Origin of the sequence: Polyangium jinanense, assembly GCF_028435265.1 — a bacterium.
Taxonomy (GTDB): domain Bacteria; phylum Myxococcota_A; class Polyangia; order Polyangiales; family Polyangiaceae; genus Polyangium; species Polyangium jinanense.
Genome location: NZ_JAGTJK010000064.1, coordinates 31,310 through 52,955 on the forward strand (window position 1 = coordinate 31,310; position 21,646 = coordinate 52,955).

Sequence of the window (21,646 nt, forward strand, 5' to 3'; positions counted from 1 at the left end):
GAAGAACCTAGCGACGGCTTCGCGAGGGGGCCTTCGCGGGCGAGGTCGCCGGCGTGCGCTCGTCCGACGACGAACCGCTCTTCTGGCCCTTCACGACGACGGCGATGCCCACGACGAGGGCGACCAGGAAGAGAACGAAGAAGAAGATCTTCCAGAACGAATACGGCGCCTTGCCGATCACCTCGCCGGTCTGTCCGTTCACGAGGAACTGGTAGGGCTTGTCCTGGTACCGATAGGCCGCGATCCACACGGGCAAGAGCACGTGCTTGAAGGTCACGTACGAGAAGTGGTTGTCGACGTGCAGGTTCCTGTGCTCGTCGCCCGGAACGTCGCTCCCGCAGCGGCTCCGCTGGGTGGAGGCCATGATGGTTTGCCCCGTTTGCCACGCGGGCATGAGATCGATCGCGTAGGACTCGGCGCGCCAGCCGGCGAGGAACTCGGGTCGGTAGGGCGTGAGCTCGCGCGTGTTGAAGGTGCGGAAGTCATCCCCGAGGTTCTCGGGAAGGCCCTTCGAGGCGCACACGATCACGTCGTCGAAGGCGTCGGTGCGACGGCCACGCGCCGGCTCCCAGCGCGTCTTCTGCACCTGCCGCGTCTGACGGTTGCCCTGCTCGTCCGTGTACGTTTCGGTCTCGTAATAATGGTAGCCGGCCTCGGCGGTCCACGAGGAGTCGACGCGCGCGTCGAACGTCCAGTAAGGGACGTACACGCCGGCAAACCCCTCGACCTTGGCCATCTTCTTGAGGTCGTTCGGGCGGAACCAGAGCGAGCCGAGCCACTCTTCGAAGCGATGGTTCGCGTTGTTCTTGTCGACCTTGAAAGGGACGACGGACTCGGGCCGGATCGCCGTGCCCGCGGACTCCTGCGCGAGGACCTGGTGGGAGCGGCAAAACGTGCACGTCGCGGTCTGCTCGCCCGGCGGGACGTTGACCGTCGCGCCGCACTCGCGGCAGCTCACCTGCGCGACCGGCGTGCCGTAGCCACGCGCGGCGAGGCGCATGCCCTCTTCGATCGGGATCTCGCGGACGAGGCCCCCGGTCGCCTGCGGGATGGCCTGCTGAAAGCCGCAATAAGGGCACTTCATGGCCTGCGCGCCGGCGTCGTAGCCGAGCTTCGCGCCGCACTGGCCGCACGGGAACGTGTCGCCCGAAGGCCCCGGATCGAATGCGCTCGTCACCTCTCGTCCTCCGGCGGCGATGTTACAGGGAAGCCCGGCGCAAAGGCCACGCGCGCGAGCTTCGCGTCACGTGGCCTCGACGTCGGCCTCAGGCGTGGGGGCGTGCGAGGGCAGATCGAGGAGGCTTGCTTCACGCTTCTTGCTGATCTCACCCGCGCGCGCGAGGGCGATGCGGAAGAGGACGGGGCCGAGCATCTCGTTGATGACGATCGTGCCGAGGATGAGCGTGGATGCGGCCTGGCCCCACGGCTTGAACGAGTTCGCGACGAGGTTCGCGAGGCCGATCGCGACGCCGGCCTGCGGGAACATGCCGAAGGGGATGCGGGCCGCGACCTCGGGATCGACCTTCGCGACGCGAGCGCCGAAGCGCGCGCCGGCGTAGATGCCCGCCGCGCGGGTGAGCGCCGCCATGGCCGCATAGGGCGCGACCGTGAAGAAGGCGTGCAGGTGTACCTCGGCGCCGACGACCGCGAAGAAGACAGCAAAGGTGGGCATCGCCGCGACCTCGGTCTCGTGGATGACTTCGTGGCCGCTGACGGGGCTGATGTTCTCCAGGAAGAGGCCCGCGGAGAGGCCAACGAGCAGCGGGTCGAGGTGCAGGGCGCCGCCGATCTCGGCGACGACGAAGAGGACGGCGAAAACGAAGAGGCCGATGCGCTGGCCCACACGGCGAATGTAGAGCGCCGAGATGAGGCCGACGGCAATGCCGGTCGCGATGGAGCCGAAGATGTGCACCGCGAGGGCGCCGAAAATCGAGTGCCCGCCCGCGCCGCTTGCCGCAGCCTCGGGCGGGAACACGGCGCGCGCCACGGACTCGGTGAACGAGAAGGCGATGACGACCGCGAGATCCGCGAGCACCACGATCGAGAGGCACATCTCGCTGAGCGGGCCGACCGCGCGCGTCTCCTTGAGGATGCCCATCACGACGGCCGGCGAAAGCGCGCAGAGGACGGTGGCGCAGATGAGCGCGACCGCGAGGCGCTGCGCCGAGGTCATGTCCGCGGTGAAGTCAATGCGCTTGAGGACGAACGCGAAGAGGCCGAAGAGAAGGACGAACTCGGTGAGGAGGCCGAAGATCGAAACGAGGCCGATGCTGCGGATCTTCGGGCGGAGGCGCGCGAAGTTGAGCTCGCATCCGGCGTTCAGTGCGATGAGCCCGACCGCGACCTTCTTCACCAGCGTGAGGTCGCCGAGCATCGACGGCGTGATGAGGCGGAGCACCTCGGGGCCGAAGATCGCGCCGCAAAGGATGAAGCCCGTGAGGTGCGGCAAACGGAGATCGTGGAAGATGTGCCCCGTCTGCATCGCCGCGATCAGCAAAAAGCCAAACGCGAGCGCCGCGCCCGAGCCCGTGATCGTGGCGTCGGCGGGCAAGAAGGAGCGCGCGGCGAAGGAGATGCCGGCGACGAGCGCGAGGACGAGCGCTGCGCGGATCACGCGCTGCCCTCCGGGGTCGTCGTGATGACCGGAGCTTCGTCAACCTGGGGCCTCGGCGCCTCCGGGGCCTGCACGCGGGTGGGCGGGATCGGGGTGAGATCCACGCCGGTGCGCCGGCGCCGCCACTCGAGCATCCGCACCACGACCTCGGTGAGCACGCCGCCGATGATCACGGCGTTGATGGCCCAGCGGACGCGCTCGGGGCCGTAGCCGTGGTACAGCGTCGCCGCGCTGACCATGAGGACGATGGCGCTCGGGCTCTGCGGCGCGAGCGCGAGCGCCAGCATGCGCGCGCTCGGCAGCTCCTTCGGGCCCACGCGCTTCGACCAGATCGCGCCGAGGCGTTTGCCCGCGACGCGCGCGAGGACGAACGCGGTCGCGAGGAGCCAGCCCTGCCACTCGAGCGGCCGCCACGTCGCGCCGACGACGAGAAGGAAGATCAGGTAGATCGGGCGCTCGACGTCGAGGAGCGTCTTCTTCAAACCTTCGAGATCGCGGATCGGGAGGTTCGCGAGCAAGGCGCCCGCGATCGCGCAGACGACGGGGACGCTGAGCGCGAGGTAGCCCGCGACGCCCGCGGAGAGCGCGACCGCGCCGAGCAGGAGCGTGAGCTCCTCGGCCGCGTTGCGCGCGCCGCGCAGGAGGACGTACGTGAGGATGCCGAGCACGCCGCCGAGGCCGAGCGTCAGGAGGAGCCACGCCGACGCCGGCAAGACCCAGCGTGTCGTGTCGTTCTCCGGGCGGAAGAGGATCGCAACGACGCCGAGGAGCGCGAGGCCCGTGACCTCGTCGAGGCTCGTGATCTCGTCGATCATGCGCGCGGCCTTGCGGCCGACGCGGCGCTCCCAGAGCTCCATGCTGATCGGCGCGCTCGGCGCGGCGCAGGCCGCGAGCACGAGGGCGTCACGCGCGAAGGCGTTTCGCTCCCACGGCACACCCATGCCGAGCAGCGCCATGGCGCAGAAGCCCGCGGTCGTGAGCATCGGGACGACGGACTCGAGCACGATGACGGGGCCGAGCGACGCAGGCAGCGCGTCGAGTTTGCGCACGTCGAAGTGCAAGCCCACGATGAACCCGACCCAGCCGAGGCCAAACTCGAACGCGGGCTTGAGGTCGATGAGGACCTGCGGCGTCAAGATGCCCACGCTGTCGAGCGAGAAGACTGCGCCCATCGCAAGGAACGGCACGCCCGCGGAGATGAGGACGGTGACGCCGAAGCGCTGCTCGAGCGCCTTCACCTTCGGCTGCGCGAGGAGCACGGCGAGCCCGAGCGCGCTCGCGAGGCCGATGACGATTCGCAGCCGATCGGGGGGCATGGGCGTTGGAGTATCAGCCAGATCGGCCGTCATGCCTCCCGGAAAGCACGGCTGCGCGCCGCGCCTCACGACCACGCACGCCTTTCCGGGCGTGCGTGATCCTCCGTCAGGAGCGCGTGGTGCGCGGCGCCGGCGTCCGTGATCGACCGCGGCTCGTCGAAGGCGCGCGCGACGGCGCCTCCTGACTCGAAGGCATCGGCGTGACGGAGCGCGCGCGCAGGAGGTTGCCGTCGCACTCGACCTCGACGCCGAGCGCGCGACAGCGTCGTACGAGGCGCTCGAGATCAACGTCGGGCGCGAGGAGCAAACCAGATGGCGGGGACGGATCGATGAAGAGCTCGGAAGCCGGGCGCCGCGTGCGCAAGAGCTCGCGGATCTCCGCGTCCTCGACCCACAAGAAGCCCGCGGCCGGGACGAAGCTCGCGCGGCCGATCACCACGCTCGCCTGGATGAGCATCTGCGAGATGCCCTCGGGGAGCTTCGCGACGGCCTCGATCCGCGCGCGCAGCGCGTCGCTCTCGAGCCCCGCGGAGAGGGCGCGCGCGATCGACGAGGGCGCGAGGAGGAGGTCGACCTTGTCGCCGATACGCGTGATCTCGGCGAACGGGACGAGCGCGAGCACGTGCGCGATCCGCGCCGAGGGGGCGATCTGGAGGATCTGCGTCTCGACGAAATGGCTCGGGGACGGATCGAAGCTCGGCGAGGTGCCCGCGAGCATGGCGCGGCCGCGCGGCGTGAGGCGCAAGGCGGGACCGTCGTCGAGATCGTCGCCGCCGAGGTCGATGATGCCGAGCGCCGGCAAGGACTCGAGCGCGATACGGCGGGTGATCTCGAGGACCTCGGGCGCCTCGTTCGAGGTGCGATCGCCCCAGCGGCGGAGGAGCCGCTCGACGCCGCCGATGCGATCGTCCGCGGCGAGGTAGCCGCGGAGCGAGGCCCACGGCACCCAGCGTCCTTCGCCGAGCTCTTGCAACGCGTCGATGACCATCTCGCGTAGCGCGCCGATCGGGCTCGACTCGCGGCCCTCGGAGGCCGCACGTAACACCTCGCGCTCGGGGCGCGCTTCGTCCCACGCGCCGCCGCGGCGCCACGTGTCGAAGAGGACACGGCCGAGCTCGTGCACGGCGAGTGATCCCGGCGGCGTGGCCGCGGAAGCGGCGGACGGCTCCCACAAACCGATGGCGCGCGAGACCGCAGCCGAGAGCGCGACCATCTCCACGTCGCGGCCGAAGCGCTGGGCGAGACGAACGAGGAGCGAGCGAGGCGTGCCCACGCCAGGACGAACGTCGCTCCCCGGCTCGCGCACGGCGTACGCCAGGCCGAGCGCGAGCATGCCCGGGTCGGGGGCGAAGCGGGCGCGGCGCGGCGCGTGATCTTCTTCGAGGACGAACGATCGGATCTGCGCGCGGCGCGCCTCGCGGGCCTTGCGGCGCTCGGCGCCGACGATGTTCGCGATCTCGGTCGGGATGACGTGGCGGTTCGGGTGGATCGGGATCAGGAAGGCGCGGCGCTCGAGCGCGAAGCCCGCGCCTCGCCGGCTGGCGGTGATGCCCGTGGCGCCGCGCAGGCGCATGGGCTCACGCTCGAGGTCGAGCAGCTCCTGCGTGTCGACCTCACCGCCGACGGCCTCGATCGCTTCGAGCAACCGACGCTCGACCGGCGCGAGCCGCTCGACCTCCGACTGCAAGCGCGCCGTGTCGCAGAGCGTCTCCCATGCGGCTTCGAGCGAGAGCGCGATCGGCGGCGTGGCCGGACGGCCGAGGTAGTGCGCGGCCACGGCGCTGACCGTTTCGAAGGACGCCTGCGAGAGGAGCGCGCGGAGGGCGCGCGGGTCCTCGCTCTCCCAGGACTTGAGCTGCACGAGGAACGCGGTTGGCAGGACGAGCTCGATGCCTTCGTCGATCTTGCGCGCGTACACCACGCCACGCGCGACGAGCGGCTCTAGCCCCGAGGGCAGCGTCGGCACGACGAGCGCGCCGCCGGCCTCGGCGATCCGGTGCAAGAGCTCCCGGCTCGACGCCTGCAGGCGCGACGGATCACGCACGTCGGGGATGCCGACGAGCGCGCGGGCGACCTGCGATGGAGCGTCGATGCGCTTCTGCGTATCGATGCGTATGCCGAGGCGCCGGATGAGCGCCGCGAGCTCGGAGTCGGGGAGCGCGCGGAGGATGTGATCGAGCCGGCGGGGCGATCCGCCTCCGGTCTCGTCGGACGCGGGCTCGGGGTCCAAAGCGCGCGAGGCGCGTTGTCCCTTCGAGGCACCGTGTGCAGGTTCCAGAGCGGCTTCGCCGTGTCGTCCGCCGATGGAGGTCATGACATCACCGACATGGGAGGAGGGTTTTCGGATGCGTCAACTCGCTTCACGTCCAACGAACGACACTACACGACGAAGTGAACACCGACACCCCCCAATCGGCGCATTTCTGCGTGTCTTCGCGCCGTTTTCGTGCGCATCTCGCGCGCCTCGCATGGGCTCCGCTGCTACCACGACTGGATTTCGACATGGGTTTTTCCGGGAATTTTTTGAGCGTGATCGAAGGCGTCAGGGAACTCCCGATGCGCGCAGGAGATGCCGGACAAGTGATGCGGGACTACGATGGATTCCTGGAGGACAAGCGTGATCCTGCGTGACCCGGTGCATGGGCTCGTCGCGTTCGAAAGTGAAGAAGACTCGATCGTGCCGCGACTCCTCGGCGCACGAGAGATGCAGCGGCTTCGGCGTATCCGCCAGCTCGGGCTCACCTCGCTCGCGTACCCGGGCGCGGAGCACACGCGCTTCTCGCACGCGATCGGCGCCGCGCACGTGATGAAACTTCTGCTCGTGCGGCTCAGGCAGATCGATCGAGAGCTGCCGTTCTGGCAACGCGTGACGAGCGAACGCGCGCGCGATGCCATCGCGGCGGCGCTGCTTCACGACGTGGGGCACGGGCCGCTCTCGCATCTGTTCGAGGCTGCGATGCCAGGCGCCGTTGAGCACGAGACATGGACCGCCCGAATCCTGCTCGACCCGGCATGCGAGCTGCACCAGATCCTCGCCGAGGACGACCCGAGCCTGCCGCGACGCGTGGCCGATCTCGTCGCAGGCAAGCACGAGCTGCCCTACCTTGCGCGCGCGGTCAGCGGCACCTTCGACGTCGATCGCTGCGACTACCTCCTGCGCGACGCGCACGCGACAGGCGTGCGCTACGGCGACTACGACCTGCCGTGGCTGCTCCGCAGCCTCCGCTTCAGCGAGCCGAGCGGCCCACCCGGCCACCACGCGCCCTCGCTCGCCATCGACGGGCAGAAGGGCATCGTCGCGATCGAGTCGTTCCTGCTCGCGCGCTACTTCATGTTCCAACAGGTCTACTTTCACAAAGCGACGCGCGCGGCCGAGTGGATGATCGGCGCGATCCTTCGTCGTGCCCTCGCGCTCGTCGTGGATGGCACGCGCCTGCCCGTCCTGCCACCCGCGATCGCCGCCGTCGCCGCCGGGGACGTACCCACGCTCGAGCAGTACCTCGACCTCGACGACCAGGTCCTGCTCGGCGCCATCCACGCGTGGGAGGACGCGAAGGACCCGACGCTGAGTGATCTCTGCCGGAGGCTCCGCGCGCGCTCGCTCTTCAAGACGATCGAGCTATCGCCCGAGGCGCAAGGGGAGGACGAGGGATCCACGAGCCACGCGTTCGGCGCGCTCGACGAGGAGGCGCGAACGAAGGCGCTCGCCGCCGCGCGCGCGATCGCCGCGGAGCAGGGGCTCGATCCGGACCTCTACGTGGGCCTCGACGTCGCGACGGACACGCCGTATGCCGAGGACGACTCGCTGCACGTGGTCTTCCCGAAGGGCAGGCCCCGTCCCCCGTCGGAGGTTTCGTTCTTGCTCGATCGTCTGCGCAACGAGACGCTCACCCGCTGCCGGCTGATCTTCGCCCCGGAGCTGCGCGACGCGATGCGGGAGGCGTTCGTCCGTTGAGCCGCGCGCGCGTCTCTTGGGCGCGCGGCGCGGGCCTCGCCGTGCTGCTCGCGCTCGCAAGCTCGGCCGCGGCCGCGCGCGCCGAGGACGACGGGCCCGACGGCGTGTACGGGCGCCTCGACGGCGACCTCGACATGCGCATCGGGGCCGGCGCCGCGTTCGCCCGCGGAGGCCCCGCGCTCGCCGCGCACGCGTCCCTCCTGTACCTCTCGTCCGCGGGCCTGTACGTGCACTACACGGACGCCCTCGGCACGGACGGCCCGGCGGTCACGCGATCGATCGCGGCCGGCGTGGTGCTCGAGCCGCTCTTCCTCGGCCGCTTCGCGACGAACCTGGAGCGTGGTCCTGCGCGCCTCGACCTCGTCCTCGACTCGTTCGCCCTCGGCATGGGCGCCTTCTGGGAAGCACCGCGTGGAGGCACGTTTGGCGCCGAGCCGGGGTTCGAGTTCTCCATGGGGATCGGCATCCCATTTTTCGCCACGGCCACGGGGCCGATTCTCGGTGTGCGGGGCGCGCTCCGCATCCGGCCGAGCGCGTTCACCGACGCGGGTCCTTTCCGCCTGATCGACCAGGGCGCGCTGCTCTCGGTCACGCTCGCCTGGCGCCACATCGTCCCCGTTCACCTCGTGGACGCGGCCGATCGGCTCGTGCGATGAGCGCCGCCGAGGAGGCCCTGCGGCGCGTCCTCGCCGAGGTCTTCCTCGAAAGCCTTTCCGCGCTCGACCCCGCGCGCCTCGTCGCCGAGGCCTTGCCCCCGCGACCTCCCGAGGGCGCGCGCGTCCGGCTCTTCGCCGCGGGCAAAGCGGCCGCCGCGATGGCACAAGGCGCCCTTTCCCGCTGGGGCGATTCCATCGAGGGCACGCTCGTCGTGACCGTCGACGGCGCGCCCACCGACTTTCGCGGACTCGATCTCCGAAGCGCGCCCGTCGTCCTCCGCGCGGCGCACCCTGTCCCCGACGAACGCAGCGTCGCAGCCGCCCATGCGGCCCTCGCGCAAGTCGATGGCCTCGGCCCCAAGGATTTCGTCCTCGCGTTGATCTCGGGCGGCAGCTCCGCGCTCCTCGTGTTGCCTCCGCCCGGACTCGAGCTCGAGGACGAACGCCGCGTCGTCCGCGCGCTCCTCGAAGGCGGCGCGCCCATCCACGACGTGAACCTCGTCCGCCGCCACCTCTCGCGCATCAAGGGCGGACGCCTCGCTGCCGCGGCAGCGCCCGCGCTCGTGCAGACGCTCGCCCTCTCCGACGTCGTCGGCGGCGCACTCCACGACATCGGCTCCGGCCCCACGGTCCCGGATCCCACGACCGCGGCCGAAGCTCGCGCCGCGCTCGCCCGATACGCGCCGGCAGAGCTCGCCGCGCGCCTCGCCCCTTACCTCGACGACACAACGGAACAACCCTTTCCCACGCGCACCGAGGCTCACCTGCTCGCCGGCCCCGAGGACTTCGCCCGCGTGGCCGCCGCACACCTTTCCGCTGGGGGTTTTTCCGTCCGGATCGACCCACCCGAAGGCGGCGACGCGCGTGATGTGGTGGAAAAACGCCTCGCGCAGGCCGCGGCCCTCGCCCCGGGGAGCGCGATCGTCGTCGCCTGCGAGCCGACGCTCGCCTTACCGCCCGTGCGTGGACGTGGCGGACGCGCGGGCTGGGTCGCGCTGGCTGCCCTGAAAAAACTCCCGCCGGGCGTCGCGCTCCTCTGCGGTGCCTCGGACGGCACCGACGGAAGCTCCTCCGCCGCGGGCGCGGTCGTGAGCTCCGGCGCGGCGGGTGACTTCGATGCAACACGAATCGACGCAGCCCTCGCCGGCTACGACGACGCTCCGATCCACCGTGCCCTCGGCACGGCGATCGACACGGGCCCGACGGGGCAGAACCTCACGGATCTGCACATCCTGGCGCGGGTTTTTCCGGAAAACTGAGGCGGCGCGTCTTACGGCGTGGGAGGGACGACACCCGCCTGGGCATCACCCATCGCGTCGCGAACGGTGTTCGCGAGCGCGCAGCTCAAGGCCTGACGCTTCTGGGCGTTCACGACGCGCTCATCGAGCTGCGCGCCGGCCATCTTGAGCTCCACCTCGGGCGAGCGGCGGATGCGGAGGACGAGCTTGTTGTCCGAAAGCCGCCAGATGCCGACGCGCGACGCATGGGGCACGGCGCGCAAGGCCTCGGACTTCGACATGCCCGCGGGGACCTGGAAGTTCGGCGGCGTCTCGTCGAGGACGACGGCGAAGTACTGCGCGCGGGTGAGCAGATCGACCGCGATCGGAATGTCGTCGCGGACCGCGTCCTCGAAAAAGCTCGTGAGCGCGCGCAGCTTCAGCTCACCCGATGCTTCCTGCGCCTCCCGCACCCAGTCCTCGGAGAGGATACGCATCGCTCGGTACGCGACGCGCAGGTTGTAGGGTTGCGCGGGCGGCGCGCAGCGATCGAGCTCGTTGCAGATCTCGCCGAAGGCGCAATCTCGGGTGAGCTTGCACTCCTTGTCGGAGAGCTGGTTCTTGTTTTCCGCCGTGAACAGGCAGGCGGTGAAACCATCCCGCAACGAATCGTTCGCGGCTTTGCGGATGGCATCCGCGCTCGTGGCCTGGTCGGCGTCGAGGCGGAGGTAGATGCCGGGTTTGTCGCGGAAGTTCCAGGCCTTGAGGATCTCCGTCTCGACGACGTCCGGGGCCGGGTCTTTCGCGAGGTCGACCGTCCAGCGCTCGATCCGGTCACGCAAGGGGAACCAGCGGGGACCGAGCTCGGCGACGACGGCGCGTTGTTTGGCGAGGACGCCGCTTCGTTCGCTCTCGAGGCGGCCTTGGGACCACTTCCACTGGATGATGACCGTAACGGCCATCACGAGGCCGATCCAGGCCCAGACCTTGGGGGCGGGCCAACGCATACGGCCTGCCCCGCGGTCCTGCTTGGACTGGATCAGCGAGGGCAGGCCGCGGGGTCGTTCATCCGCGCTGGGCGGCATGGGGGTAGCTTTCAGCCGCTCTTGGGGAGCTTGGCGACCATGAAGCTGACGTTCGGATAACCGGCGAACGCAGCGGTCTGGAAGACGCTCTTCACGACGATCGCGGGCACGTTCTGATCGACCTGGAGGATGCAGACGCCGGGGAACGGCTTGTTCGGCTGCACCTGCTTCCAGAGCTCGCGCTTGTTCTTCAGGAGGTTGAAGAGCTCGTCGATCTTCTGCATACGGCCGAGCTCCTCGATCGCGCGCGTCGAGCCGGCGAGCGTGCCGTCGACGAGGATCTGGTTGCCGTTCACGGCGACCATCGGCGCGTCGATGATGTCCTCGACGTTTTCGGCCTTCGGCAGCTTGACGTTCTTGTCGACCGTGATCTCACCGGACGCCGAGAAGGACATCAGGAGGAAGATGACGGTGGTGATCAAGAAGTCGATGAAGCTGACCAGGTTCAGCGCGGCGTTGCCGCTCCGCCTGCCGTGTCCCGCTACCTTGTTCCACACGAACTTCAGCGGGATGTGGTGCATCAACCGCCGGCCAGGCTGGTGGATGACGTGGGCGTGCGGGTTGTGATGTTTCGCCGGAGGTTTGGCGTGGCCACCCATCTCAGGTCTCCTTGCTCAGCGGACGGAGAACGTCATGTTGAAGGCCGGGAGATCCTTCTCCCCAGCCTCAAGCTTCACCTTGCGCTTCGTCGCGTAGAGCGCGTCGAGCACCGCGACGATCTCCTTGAAAGGAGTGCGGTTGTCGGTGTGCATGATCGCCTGATCGAGCTTCTTGTCGCTCGGATCGCGATGGCTGCCGTTGGTGTTCCACTCGGCCTCGATCTTCTTCGCGAGGTCCGAATACCGGATCACGGCGCTGTCACTCGGCGGCGGCTTGGGGACACGCACCTCGCTCACGACGGTCGCGCCCTGCTTCCACACGAGCGCGAAATCGCTCTCGCCGATGTGCAGATTCAGCACCTTCTCGGGCGTCTGCGGCGTGAGTTCCTTGTCGGGGTTCGGCGGCCCAGGCACCTGCGCGTCCGCGTTCATGCGCGAGTTCGTGACCCACACAGCCGTGATCAAGAGGAACGCGATCGTGCACATCAACAGGTCGATGAACGGGACCATGTTGATTTCCGCGTTCGTCGCCTTCTTTTTGCCGCCCTCGCTGCCTACGTCTACGCCACCCATGGGCTGCCTCCTGCGATGCTCGCTCTCGCGAGCGTACTGCGATGGGGACGCATGACGCGCCCCCTACACGCTACCGTTGCCCGCCCTCGTGGGCAGGGCATTGCCCTTTGTACGACAACGGATCTGGGTGAAAGTTTCTCCCGAGATCACGGCGGGGGCGGCGCGGGCGCAGGCGCCGCCCCGGAGGTGGATTTCAGGCAGCCGCCTGGCCCACGGCCGCGACGTTCACCTTCTGGCGGTTCGTCACGACGAGGTTCAGCACCATGACCGACGCCTCGTTGATGTCGTCCTCGAGGTGCTGCGTCTTGCCGTTGAGAATGGCGAAGCCGATGAGGGCGATGATCGCGACGGCGAGGCCGAACGCCGTGCAGTTCATGGCCTCCGAGATGCCTGCCGCGAGAACGCGCGCCTTCTGGCTCGGATCGATCGACTCACCGGAGACGGAGCCGAATGCCATGATGAGACCCGTCACGGTGCCGAGGAGGCCCGAGAGCATCGCGAGGTTCGCGAGGAGGCCGAGGTACGCGGTGTTCTTGCTGAGGCGCGGAAGCTCGCGGAGCGCGGCCTCGTCCATCGCAGCCTGAACTTCCTCGTCCGGACGGTTCACCTTCACGAGGCCAGCCTGCACGATGCGGGCGAGCGGCGCGTTGGCGGCGGAGCACATCTTGACGGCCTTGGCCACGTCACCCGCGAGGATGCACTTCTGCATCGTGGCGAGGAAGACGTCCTTGTTGATCGACGCGCCGAACAGATAGATGGAGCGCTCCACGATGATGCCGATCGTGAGGATCGACCAGAACAAGATGGGCCACATGCCCCATCCACCTTCTTTGAAGTGCTCGTACGCTGCGTGCATTTGTCAGGTCCTCCAGCTTGCCTCGCGTCCGCTCGGGCCGAGGTGTCGCACTCTACATGAAAGCCATTCCGGATCGAATGCGGCAGTTACTGCGACGGTCTTCGTGCGATCGCGCTGGCCGTCGCGGCCTCGCGCCCCGCGCCCCGCTCGTTGCTCTCCGCGTTGAATTCCGCTTCGTTGCATCGCTGGGGAGGGTGCGACTTCGGCCAAGGCATCCAAGCGAACCAGGACGCTAGCCGAGCCGCGCGCCCCAACGCAAGTAGGGTGTTTGGCTTCGTTCCGTCTCGGGTCTCTTCGTAAGCGGTGATCCCGGATGGATCTCGAGATCCCGTGTTCGCGCACGGTCTCGCGTGATCCGGGGCCAGTCTACCCGCCCGCATCCGAACGGGGCAAATGGCCGGTATCCAAGGATCGTCGTCTCCGTCGACCCAGCGCGAATCGGCCCACGTTGAAGCTTCATCGCCCAGGCGACCGGCATCTTCGCGATTCAGACCCTCTCTCGTCAAGCAACATTTGGTCGAGATCGCGCGAGCTACACGGGAAACACCGCACGTTCGCCACGAACTTGGAAGGATCCAGCCTCATCGGACAAAGCCCAAGCAGCCCACGTCTCGCTTCGGCGGGGGCTCCGCTCACACGCGCCGTCTGTCGCTTGCCTGGGAGATCGAGCGACGGCTATAGTCGCGCCCCAACGCGACTTTTGCGCATGGGGCATAACCACGGCTCGTGGCGCTCTGGTGACTAGGTAGGGAGAAAGGGACTGCGAGGATGCGTCACCTGTTCATGTTGGCGTCCGAAGGAGGAGAGGTCGGGATGTGGGGGGCCATCAAGGAGAACCCCACCTTCCTCGTGATGAACCTCGTCGTCTCGGCGATCGTGGTGACGGTCATCATCGAGCGCGCCTACTTCCAGCTCGATCGCTACCGCGTGAACTCCAAGGAGTTCTTCGCCCAGATCAAGAAGCTCGTGGTCGCAGGCAACATCGACCGCGCCATCAAGCTCTGCGACGCCGGCGATTACCCGATCCTGCAGCTCGTCAAGGCCGGCCTCACGCAGGCAAGCAAAGGCGCCGACGAGATCGACGCCGCCCTCAGCGAGAAGCTCTCCGAGCTCAAGCCCGCCGTCGAGAAGCGCGTCGCGCTCCTCTGGTCCCTCGCGAACATCGCCACGCTGATCGGCCTCATCGGCACCGTCAGCGGTCTCATCAAGACCTTCGCCTCGATCTCGGCCCCCGGCCTCTCCGCCGCCGTCAAGCAGCAGATGCTCTCGAACGGCATCGCGGAGGCCATGTACAACACGGCGTTCGGCCTCGGCATCGCCGTGCTCTGCATGATCGCGCACGTCCTGCTCCACACGCGGTCGAAGAACATCCAGCACGATCTGGAGTCGACCACCGAGCGCGTGTTCAACCTGCTGACGATCGCCAAGCCGAACTTCTAGAGCGTCGCCCATGGCCGAGACCCACGACGCTCCGCTCAGCGCCTCGCAGAAATCGCGCATCCGGCGGCTTTCCCAGCCGAAAGATCCGGAGCCGGGCGAGGAGGCGGGTGAGCTCAACATCGTGCCCTTCCTCGACATCATCACGAACGTGATGATGTTCGTGCTCGCCAGCGTCTCGGTCACCTTCATCGCCTCGATCGACACGACCCCGCCCGCGATCGGCGGCAAAGGTCGGAGCGACGTGGCGACGAAGGCGCTGAACCTCTCGGCGTTCATCACGACGCAGGGCATCTCGCTCAAGACCTCGAGCGGCAACGTCGCCCCGGGCTGCCAGGGCATCGGCGCCGGCATCACGATCCCGATGCGCGAGGGCGGCGTGCACGACTTCTCCGCCGTCACGAGCTGCGCGAAGCGGCTCAAGAACGCGGCCCCCGAGTTCAAGGAGGAGACCCAGGTGACCATCACCGCGAACCCGGGCGTCGAGTACGGGACGATCATCGACACGATGGACGCGCTCCGGAAGGACGGCGAAGAAGAGCTCTTCTCGGACGTGCACTTCGGGGTGGCGCGATGAACATCGACGAGACCTTCGAGCCCGAAGCCGGGCAAGACAGCGGCCCGAACGCGCCCCGTCCCGCCCCGCGCCCGCGTCCCGTGCAGGCCCAGAAGGGCAGCATCGTCAAGTACAAGGCAGCCCTTCGAAAGGCGAAGCGCAAGAACGCGCGCGAGCCCGAGATCGACTTCCTCAACATCACGGCGATGCTCGACCTGATGACCATCATCCTGGTCTTCTTGCTGAAGAGCCTCGCCTCGTCGGCCGGCGCGATCCCGCAGTCCGACGACCTGCGCCTGCCGCAATCCGTGATGGTCGGCGAGCCGAGCGACGAGGGCGTGCTCGTGGTCGTCTCGAAGACGCAGATCCTGGTCGGCGAAGAGTCCACCCCCGTCGTGACGCTGCCGAGCCGCGAGCAGCTCGCGCAGTCGGGCATCGAAGCCAAGCACAAGCGCAGCGGCCCGAACGACCTCTACATCGTGCCGCTGGCGAACTCGCTGCAGCACGCGCGCGAGATCGACAAGGCCGTCCGCGCGGCGAAGGGCCTCGACCCGTCCACGTCCGAGGCGCGCATCGTCGCCGACAAGACCACGCCCTACCGGCTGCTCATCGAGGTGCTCTACACCCTCGGCCAGAGCGAGTTCGGCAAGTACCACCTCATGATCCTGAGCGGGAAGAAGTAAGGCCCGCGGCCGCAAGACGCGGCGCGGGCCCCTTCCCTGCCCCCGGCCCTCCCCCCGAGGGCCGCGTTCAATCCACCGCGAACAGCTCTTCCACGTCGGCCTTCGTGAGCTTCTTCGCGCCGCCCTGATCCTCGCTGAGGACCGAGGCCACGAGCTCGCGCTTCTTCGCCTTGAGCTGCAGGATCTTCTCCTCGATCGTCCCCTCCGCGACGAGGCGGTACGCCGTCACGACGCGGGTTTGTCCGATGCGGTGCGCGCGATCCGTCGCCTGCTGCTCCACGGCCGGGTTCCACCACGGATCGAAGTGGATGACCGTGTCCGCCGCCGTCAGGTTGAGGCCCGTTCCGCCGGCCTTCAGGCTGATCAGGAAGACCGGCACCGTCGGATCGTTCTGGAAGCGCTCCACGCGCTCCGCGCGGTCCTTCGTCGCGCCGTCGAGGTACTCGTAGGCCACGCCGTCCTCCTTCATCGCCCGCTCGATGATCTTCAGCATCATCACGAACTGGCTGAAGACGAGCACCTTGTGGCCGCCCTCGACCGCGTTCGCGATGAGCTCGCGCAGCGCCACGAGCTTGCCCGAGTCCTCGTCCGAGAACTCGCGCGGCAGGCCGAGGAGCCGCGGATCGCAGGCCGCCTGGCGCAGCCGCGTGAGGCCCGCGAGGATCTGGAGCTGGCTCTTGGCGATGCCGACACGCTCCACCTCGCCGAGCACCTGGGCCCGCACCTCGCGCGCCACCTGCATGTAGATCGACCGCTGATCGCCCGTGAGATCGCAGATCTGATCGGTCTCGATCTTCTCGGGCAGGTCCTTGGCGACCTCCTGCTTCGTGCGGCGCAGGATGAAGGGGTGGATGATCGAACGCAGGCGCTGCGCGGCCTTGTAGTCGCCGGCCTCGATCGGGCGCGCCAGGCGCGCCTCGAACTTGTCGAGCGAGCCGAGCAGGCCCGGCGAGACGAAGTCGAAGATCGACCAGATCTCGGAGAGGCGGTTCTCGATCGGCGTGCCCGTGAGCGCGAGCCTGCGGCGCGCCTTGAGGCGCTTCGCGGCGGCCGCGGTCGCGGACAGCGGGTTCTTGATGTGCTGCGCCTCGTCGAGGATCGCGTAGGTGAGGTCGAGCTTCGCGAGGAACTCCTCGTCGCGGCGGAGCAGCGCGTAGCTCGTGATGATGACCTCGGCCTCCTGGACCTCCTCGATCTGGTCCTTGCGATCCGCGCCGTGCCAGAGCGCCACCTTGAGCGTCGGCGCGAACCGGACGAGCTCGCGCTCCCAGTTCGTCACGACGCTCGTCGGGGCCACGATCAGCGCTTTGACGTGCTTCTCCTCCTGCTTGACGCTGAGGAGCAGGGCGATCGTCTGCACCGTCTTGCCGAGGCCCATGTCGTCCGCGAGCACGCCGCCGGAGCCGATGTCGTGGATGAACTTGAGCCACGAGAGGCCGGCCTCCTGGTAGGGGCGCAGCGTCGCCTTGAGCGCGCGGGGCTTCTTCGTGCTCTCGATCTCCTCGATGCTGGAGAGCTTGTGGAAGAGCTCGCGCGCGCCCTGGCCCACGCTCGATCCGCTCACCTGCGAGAGCAGCTCCTGGATACGGCCCGCGTGCGCGAGCGGGAGCTTTCCGGTGCGACCGGCCGCCGTCATGAGCTCGATCTCGCGGTCGAGCATGGCGCGGATCGTGTCCGGATCGAGCGGCGCGAACGAGCCGTCCTCGAGGCGCACGTAGCGCTTGCCCTCGGTGAGACAGCGTCGGAGCTCGTCGCGATCGACGGCCACGCCCTCGCTCTCGAACGTGAGCTTGACGTTGAGCCAGTCCATGCCGCTCGTGACCTTCGCGAAGACGCCGAGCGGCTTGTGCCGCACCTGCGTGTCGACGAGATCCTCGGGGACGAAGAGGTCCCAGTCCTCGGGCAGCTCCGCGAGGCCATCGCTCCAGAAGCGGATGGCCGCGTCGCCATTCGCCACGAACTCCTGGCCCGTCTCGTCGGGCTTGAGGCCGAGGCCGAGCAAGCGCGCCGCCGCCTCCTGCTGCGCCGCGATGTCGACACGCACGCACCGCGCGCGCTTCATGCCCTCCTCGGGCGGCTGCACAAGCACGGGCGGCGAGATGCCGTCGGCGCGGACCTGCACTTCCTCCTCGCCATACGCGGCGTAGAGCTGCACGTGCGCCTCGACGAGCGAACCGCCGGCGCGCATGCGGAACGTCGGCGGCAGATCCACGACGTCGGCGATCTGCGCGAGGTCCGGCAGCTCCGCGCCGACCTCGAGCGCGACCTTCGGCAAGCCCTGCATGATCAGGCGCACGAGGTCACGCATCGGCTCGCCGATCGTGGGCGAGCGCAGGAGCCTGCGCATCGCGGCGGGCGAGACGCGTTTGTCGAGGCGCCGCGCGATGCCCTCCTGCGTGTCGACGTGCCAGCCGGGCCAACCCTCGAACCAGCCGCCCTGGAGCAGTGAGAAGCGGCGCCTGTCGGTCGGGCGCTCGAAGCTCGCCTTCACGATGATCGTGTCACCGCCGACGGTCTCGAGGTCGAAGCGCGGGCGCAAAGGCTCCTCGGCGAAACGGAGCTGCATGAGTGCGGGCTCGAGCAGCACACGCTGGCCTTCGAGCAAGGGCAGAAGCTCGGCCACGTCCTCGCCACGCACGTCGACCGCGGGGTGTCGCGGGTTGCCGCTTTCGAAGCGGGCGAGGAGGCGCAGGGCGTCGCGATCGGGCGTCGGGTAGAGCGCCTGCCAGGCGAGCGCCGTCGAGGGCAGGATCGGCACGCGCGCGTCGGCGTCGAGCACCGTGACCGTGAGCGCGCCCTGGCGGACGTGCAGGCGGAACTCCACGCGCCGCGAGCCGCCGAGCCCCTCGGGCGGCAGCCACGCGCCGATGCCGGTTTGTTTCGCCGTCGCGTCTTGCTGCGGCGCTGTGATCACGGACGAGCCGGGCGGTCCCATCGCGGCCATCGAGGTCCTCTCGCTTGCGCCCATGTGCCCCATCGGGGCGCCCGGGCCGGGGCTACCGAGCGGCGGCTGCGTGCCGCGCGGACGATCGCGCCTTCGCACGCGCTTCAAAGCATCGCCGCCGGCGTGCGCCGTCTGCGGCATCATCGGGGCGGGCGGGCCCGGCCTCGGCTGCGCGCCGCGGGCTTGATCCCGCAGCGTGATGAGAAGGGCGGCGACGTGCTTGCAGTGCTGGCCCCCCTTCGAGAACGTCGGGCACGAGCAGTACGACTTGATGCCGTCCGGCGTGAGCTCGACCTTTACCGGGTACGGCTCGGAGTCGCTCGCGCGGACGACGCCGCTCGAGCTCATCTCCTGGACGTCGATGTCCTCGACGACGCGCCTTCGGAAGTATTCGAGTCCGCGTAGGAACGTGCGAGCGCCGAGCAAACGGCGCAGCCCGCGGTCGCTCAAGGTGGAGAGTGCGTCGGTGATCGGAGGCGGCACGTTTGAATGGGGGGTTTGTCCCGCGGCGAGCGGGCGCGTCGATCGGGTGGTTTTCGCGCCTTCTGGCGCGGACTAGACGAAGAACGGCAAAAAGACGAGCGTGACCACGGGAAGCATTTTCACGAGCACGTGGATCGCGGGCCCGGCGGCGTCCTTCAGCGGATCGCCGACCGTGTCACCGCAGGCCGCCGCGAGGTACGTCGGGTTGTCGACCCGCGCGCCGGTCTCGTCGACGAGGTACCGCCCGCCGTGCGCCCCGGTCACGATGTACTTCTTCGCATTGTCCCAAGCGCCCCCCGCATTGCCGAGCAGGAGCGCGCCAAGGACGCCTGCGATCGTCGCGGCCAGGATCAAGGCAGCGACCGCGTCGGCAACGGCTAGAGGATTATCTTCCGTTCCGGCGAAGCGCAAGCCCAGTCCCACCGCGATCGGTACCGAGGCGGCGACCAGGGCCGGCGTGATCGCATGGCCGAGCGCAGCGCGGCTGCCGAGCTCCACGCAAGCGTCCAGGTCGGGCGCCACAAGCCCACCCCGCGTGGCAGGCGCCGCGGACTGGCTCGACCGCGACGCCCGCGGATGCGGCGGGGTCCATGCCGTGCTCGTCCCGAGCGACGAGGGCGCGTTGATCTGCCGGCGCGCCTCATCGAGCACACGCCTGGCCGCGCGTGACACGCCACCGATACACCGCGAGGCAAACCATACGACCAGGACGATGCCGACGGCCGCGCCGAGGTACACCTCCGGCCGGCCCACCGCGAGCGAATTCGCGGCCGCCGCAGCCGGTTTGCCCGCAGGCAGCCGTCGCTTGGCCTCCTCCAGCCAAACCGACACGAGCATGGAGGTCGCGAGGAGCGCCGCCGCGCCCGCGTGCGCCCTGGCAAACGCCTTCGCCGTGTTGCCAACGGCGTCGAGGACCACGGTCCGCCCGCGAACATCCGGGCGCTCGCGACCGATCGTCATCTCCACGATCCCGCCCGCGCTGTCGATGATCGGCGCGAACCCGGCCATGGCGAGCGCGTAAGCAGCCGTGCCGAGCAGCCCCATCGTGGCCACCGCGATCCCGAGCGCGCCGCCGCCTTCAAGGCCGGTGCGCGCGCCAAGCACGTGCGCCGACGCCACGGCCGCGCCGAGGATCACGAGCGGAGCGAGCGCGCCCTCGAGGCCCACCGAAGCCCCGCGGAGGAGCGCAAGCGGCGGGCCGACGCGCGCGGCCTCGGCGATCTCACGGACGGGACGGTAGCGGCTCTCCGTGTAGTACTGCGCCACGAAGAGGAGGAGGATCCCAGCAGCCATGCCCACGGCGGCCGCGCCGAAGAGCGGCAGCCAGTGCTTGCCGAGCAGCCACTTCGCCGCGCCCGCCGTGCCCGCCGCGCCGAGCAGCGCCGTCACGAACAAGCCCCGAGCGAGCGCATTCATCGGATCCTCGCGGTCATCCGTGCGCACGACCATCACGCCGAACATCGCGGCGAGCACGCCGAAAGCGCGCGTGACCACGGGAAACAGCATGATCGAGAGCACACTCGGGATGCCCTCGTTCCCGCGGAAGACAGCAGCCCCAATCAGCATCGCGCCGAGGTTCTCCGCCACGGTCGAAGCAAACGCGGACGCAGCCTTGCCCGCGCCCTCCCCCGCGCAGTCGCCCGCAAGATCCGCGATCGTGGCCGGGTTGCGAGCATCGTCCTCAGGCAAGCCGAGCTCTTTGCCAGCAAGGTCGGCGCCCATGTCCGCGCTCTTCGCAAAGGCGCCGCCGCCGAGCTCGGCGATGAGCGCAGCAAACGCGCCGCCGAGCGCATAACCAGCGATGACGAGCGGGATCGAGGGAGCAAGCTTCAGCGCAGCGCCAGGTTCAGCCGAGAAGCCGCCCTTCGTCGCAAAGACCGCAGCGAAGAGGCCGACAAGCCCAACAAGCCCGAGCGAGACAGAAAACAGCCCCGAGACAGCGCCGCCGCGGATGGCGATCTGCAGCGCATGATCGAGCGAGCGCCGAGCACCACTCGCCGCACGCACGTTCGCGCGCGCGGCAGTCCAAGAAGCAACCTGCGCAGCCGCAACAGCCGAGCCGACGCCGAGAGCGAACGAAAGCGTGAGCCAAGCCCCGAGCTCGAGCGGCGGGAACGCCTGGGCCTCAGGCTTCTGCCGAGCAAGGCCATAAGCGAGGAAGATGCCGCCCCCAGGCACAGCCGAGACAGCGAGGATGGTGCCGCGCAGCCGCTTCGTGAAGAACACCGCAGCCGCGCGGATACGAGCAGCCACGCGCGGCATGTCCCCCTCCCCCGTAGGGCAACCAAGCACCCAGCGCGCGAGGTAGCCCGCGAACCCGATGCCGAGCAGGCTGATGCCGAGGATGAGCGCGAGCTCAGTCATGAGGAGGTCATCGCGGCCGTTCGCCCGTGGATTCGTCAACACGAACCCCGTCCCGCTGGGAAGGCGGGCCGCGGGAGGTCCACTACCGCGATGCGCGTGTCAGGGCAAGCCCGTGGTGGGGGCGTGGCGCCGGGGTTTCACCCCGGACCCCGACCAGGGGTTGTCCACCCCTGGACCCGGACCAGCGCAAGCGCTGGACCCGGGGCGACAGCGCGCGATGCGCGCTGTCGACAGGGAAGACGTTCCCAGCACATACGGCAGCGCTGCTGTCTCAGCTGGCAAGGTCGTCGCGGGTCTTGCCACGGCCT

Annotated in this window: 17 protein-coding genes; 7 read left to right on the forward strand and 10 right to left on the reverse strand. The window is 69.0% G+C overall.

Annotated features, from left to right (window positions below):
* Positions 1-7 precede the first annotated feature (7 nt).
* From KEG38_RS48255 to KEG38_RS48270, 4 genes are all read right to left on the reverse strand, one after another.
* Positions 8-1,177: a TFIIB-type zinc ribbon-containing protein gene (locus KEG38_RS48255; protein ID WP_272427721.1), complete on the reverse strand. Its 1,170-nt coding sequence runs from the start codon at positions 1,175-1,177 to the stop codon at positions 8-10.
* Positions 1,178-1,243: 66 nt separating this feature from the next.
* The gene (locus tag KEG38_RS48260; protein ID WP_272427722.1) at positions 1,244-2,614 is read right to left on the reverse strand and encodes a cation:proton antiporter; all 1,371 of its coding nucleotides are present in this window, start codon (positions 2,612-2,614) and stop codon (positions 1,244-1,246) included.
* Entirely contained in the window at positions 2,611-3,930 is a 1,320-nt protein-coding gene (locus KEG38_RS48265) for a cation:proton antiporter (protein WP_272427723.1), read from the reverse strand. The genes KEG38_RS48260 and KEG38_RS48265 overlap by 4 nt, the downstream gene beginning before the upstream one ends.
* A 106-nt stretch (positions 3,931-4,036) precedes the next feature.
* The gene (locus KEG38_RS48270) at positions 4,037-6,244 is read right to left on the reverse strand and encodes a hypothetical protein (protein ID WP_272427724.1); all 2,208 of its coding nucleotides are present in this window, start codon (positions 6,242-6,244) and stop codon (positions 4,037-4,039) included.
* Between the two features lie 77 nt (positions 6,245-6,321).
* Here KEG38_RS48270 and KEG38_RS48275 point away from each other — a divergent pair, with 77 nt between their 5' ends.
* From KEG38_RS48275 to KEG38_RS48290, 4 genes are read left to right on the forward strand one after another with little or no spacing between them, the layout of a single operon-like run.
* The gene (locus tag KEG38_RS48275) at positions 6,322-6,561 is read left to right on the forward strand and encodes a hypothetical protein (protein WP_272427725.1); all 240 of its coding nucleotides are present in this window, start codon (positions 6,322-6,324) and stop codon (positions 6,559-6,561) included.
* Positions 6,548-7,885, forward strand: a complete 1,338-nt coding sequence (locus KEG38_RS48280) for an HD domain-containing protein (RefSeq protein ID WP_272427726.1) — start codon at positions 6,548-6,550, stop codon at positions 7,883-7,885. The genes KEG38_RS48275 and KEG38_RS48280 overlap by 14 nt, the downstream gene beginning before the upstream one ends.
* Positions 7,882-8,541 carry a hypothetical protein gene (locus tag KEG38_RS48285; protein WP_272427727.1) on the forward strand — a complete coding sequence of 220 codons (660 nt, stop codon included), beginning with the start codon at positions 7,882-7,884 and terminating at the stop codon, positions 8,539-8,541. The genes KEG38_RS48280 and KEG38_RS48285 overlap by 4 nt, the downstream gene beginning before the upstream one ends.
* A complete protein-coding gene (locus KEG38_RS48290) occupies positions 8,538-9,800 on the forward strand; it encodes a DUF4147 domain-containing protein (protein WP_272427728.1) in 1,263 nt (420 codons plus the stop codon). Before KEG38_RS48285 ends, KEG38_RS48290 begins: the two co-directional genes overlap by 4 nt.
* 11 nt (positions 9,801-9,811) lie before the next feature.
* On the opposite strand, the gene KEG38_RS48295 is transcribed toward KEG38_RS48290, so the two are convergent.
* The 4 genes from KEG38_RS48295 to KEG38_RS48310 form a co-directional block, all read right to left on the reverse strand.
* Positions 9,812-10,765, reverse strand: a complete 954-nt coding sequence (locus tag KEG38_RS48295) for a hypothetical protein (protein WP_272427729.1) — start codon at positions 10,763-10,765, stop codon at positions 9,812-9,814.
* 89 nt (positions 10,766-10,854) lie between these two features.
* Positions 10,855-11,442, reverse strand: a complete 588-nt coding sequence (locus KEG38_RS48300) for an ExbD/TolR family protein (protein WP_272427730.1) — start codon at positions 11,440-11,442, stop codon at positions 10,855-10,857.
* 15 nt (positions 11,443-11,457) lie between these two features.
* A complete protein-coding gene (locus KEG38_RS48305; RefSeq protein ID WP_272427731.1) occupies positions 11,458-12,015 on the reverse strand; it encodes a biopolymer transporter ExbD in 558 nt (185 codons plus the stop codon).
* A 193-nt stretch (positions 12,016-12,208) separates the two neighbouring features.
* The gene (locus KEG38_RS48310; protein WP_272427732.1) at positions 12,209-12,871 is read right to left on the reverse strand and encodes a MotA/TolQ/ExbB proton channel family protein; all 663 of its coding nucleotides are present in this window, start codon (positions 12,869-12,871) and stop codon (positions 12,209-12,211) included.
* An 813-nt stretch (positions 12,872-13,684) separates the two neighbouring features.
* Between KEG38_RS48310 and KEG38_RS48315 the strand changes: the two genes are divergently transcribed.
* The 3 genes from KEG38_RS48315 to KEG38_RS48325 are packed head-to-tail and all read left to right on the forward strand — an operon-like array spanning position 13,685 to position 15,547.
* Entirely contained in the window at positions 13,685-14,311 is a 627-nt protein-coding gene (locus KEG38_RS48315) for a MotA/TolQ/ExbB proton channel family protein (protein WP_272427733.1), read from the forward strand.
* A gap of 10 nt (positions 14,312-14,321) precedes the next feature.
* Complete coding sequence (locus KEG38_RS48320) at positions 14,322-14,885, forward strand: biopolymer transporter ExbD (RefSeq protein WP_272427734.1); 564 nt, start codon at positions 14,322-14,324, stop codon at positions 14,883-14,885.
* The gene (locus KEG38_RS48325; protein WP_272427735.1) at positions 14,882-15,547 is read left to right on the forward strand and encodes an ExbD/TolR family protein; all 666 of its coding nucleotides are present in this window, start codon (positions 14,882-14,884) and stop codon (positions 15,545-15,547) included. Before KEG38_RS48320 ends, KEG38_RS48325 begins: the two co-directional genes overlap by 4 nt.
* Positions 15,548-15,614: 67 nt before the next feature.
* Here the strand turns inward: KEG38_RS48325 and KEG38_RS48330 are convergent, their stop codons facing one another.
* Positions 15,615-18,941 carry a DEAD/DEAH box helicase gene (locus tag KEG38_RS48330; protein WP_272427736.1) on the reverse strand — a complete coding sequence of 1,109 codons (3,327 nt, stop codon included), beginning with the start codon at positions 18,939-18,941 and terminating at the stop codon, positions 15,615-15,617.
* A 105-nt stretch (positions 18,942-19,046) separates the two neighbouring features.
* A complete protein-coding gene (locus tag KEG38_RS48335) occupies positions 19,047-21,338 on the reverse strand; it encodes a sodium/proton-translocating pyrophosphatase (protein ID WP_272427737.1) in 2,292 nt (763 codons plus the stop codon).
* Positions 21,339-21,646: the final 308 nt, after the last annotated feature.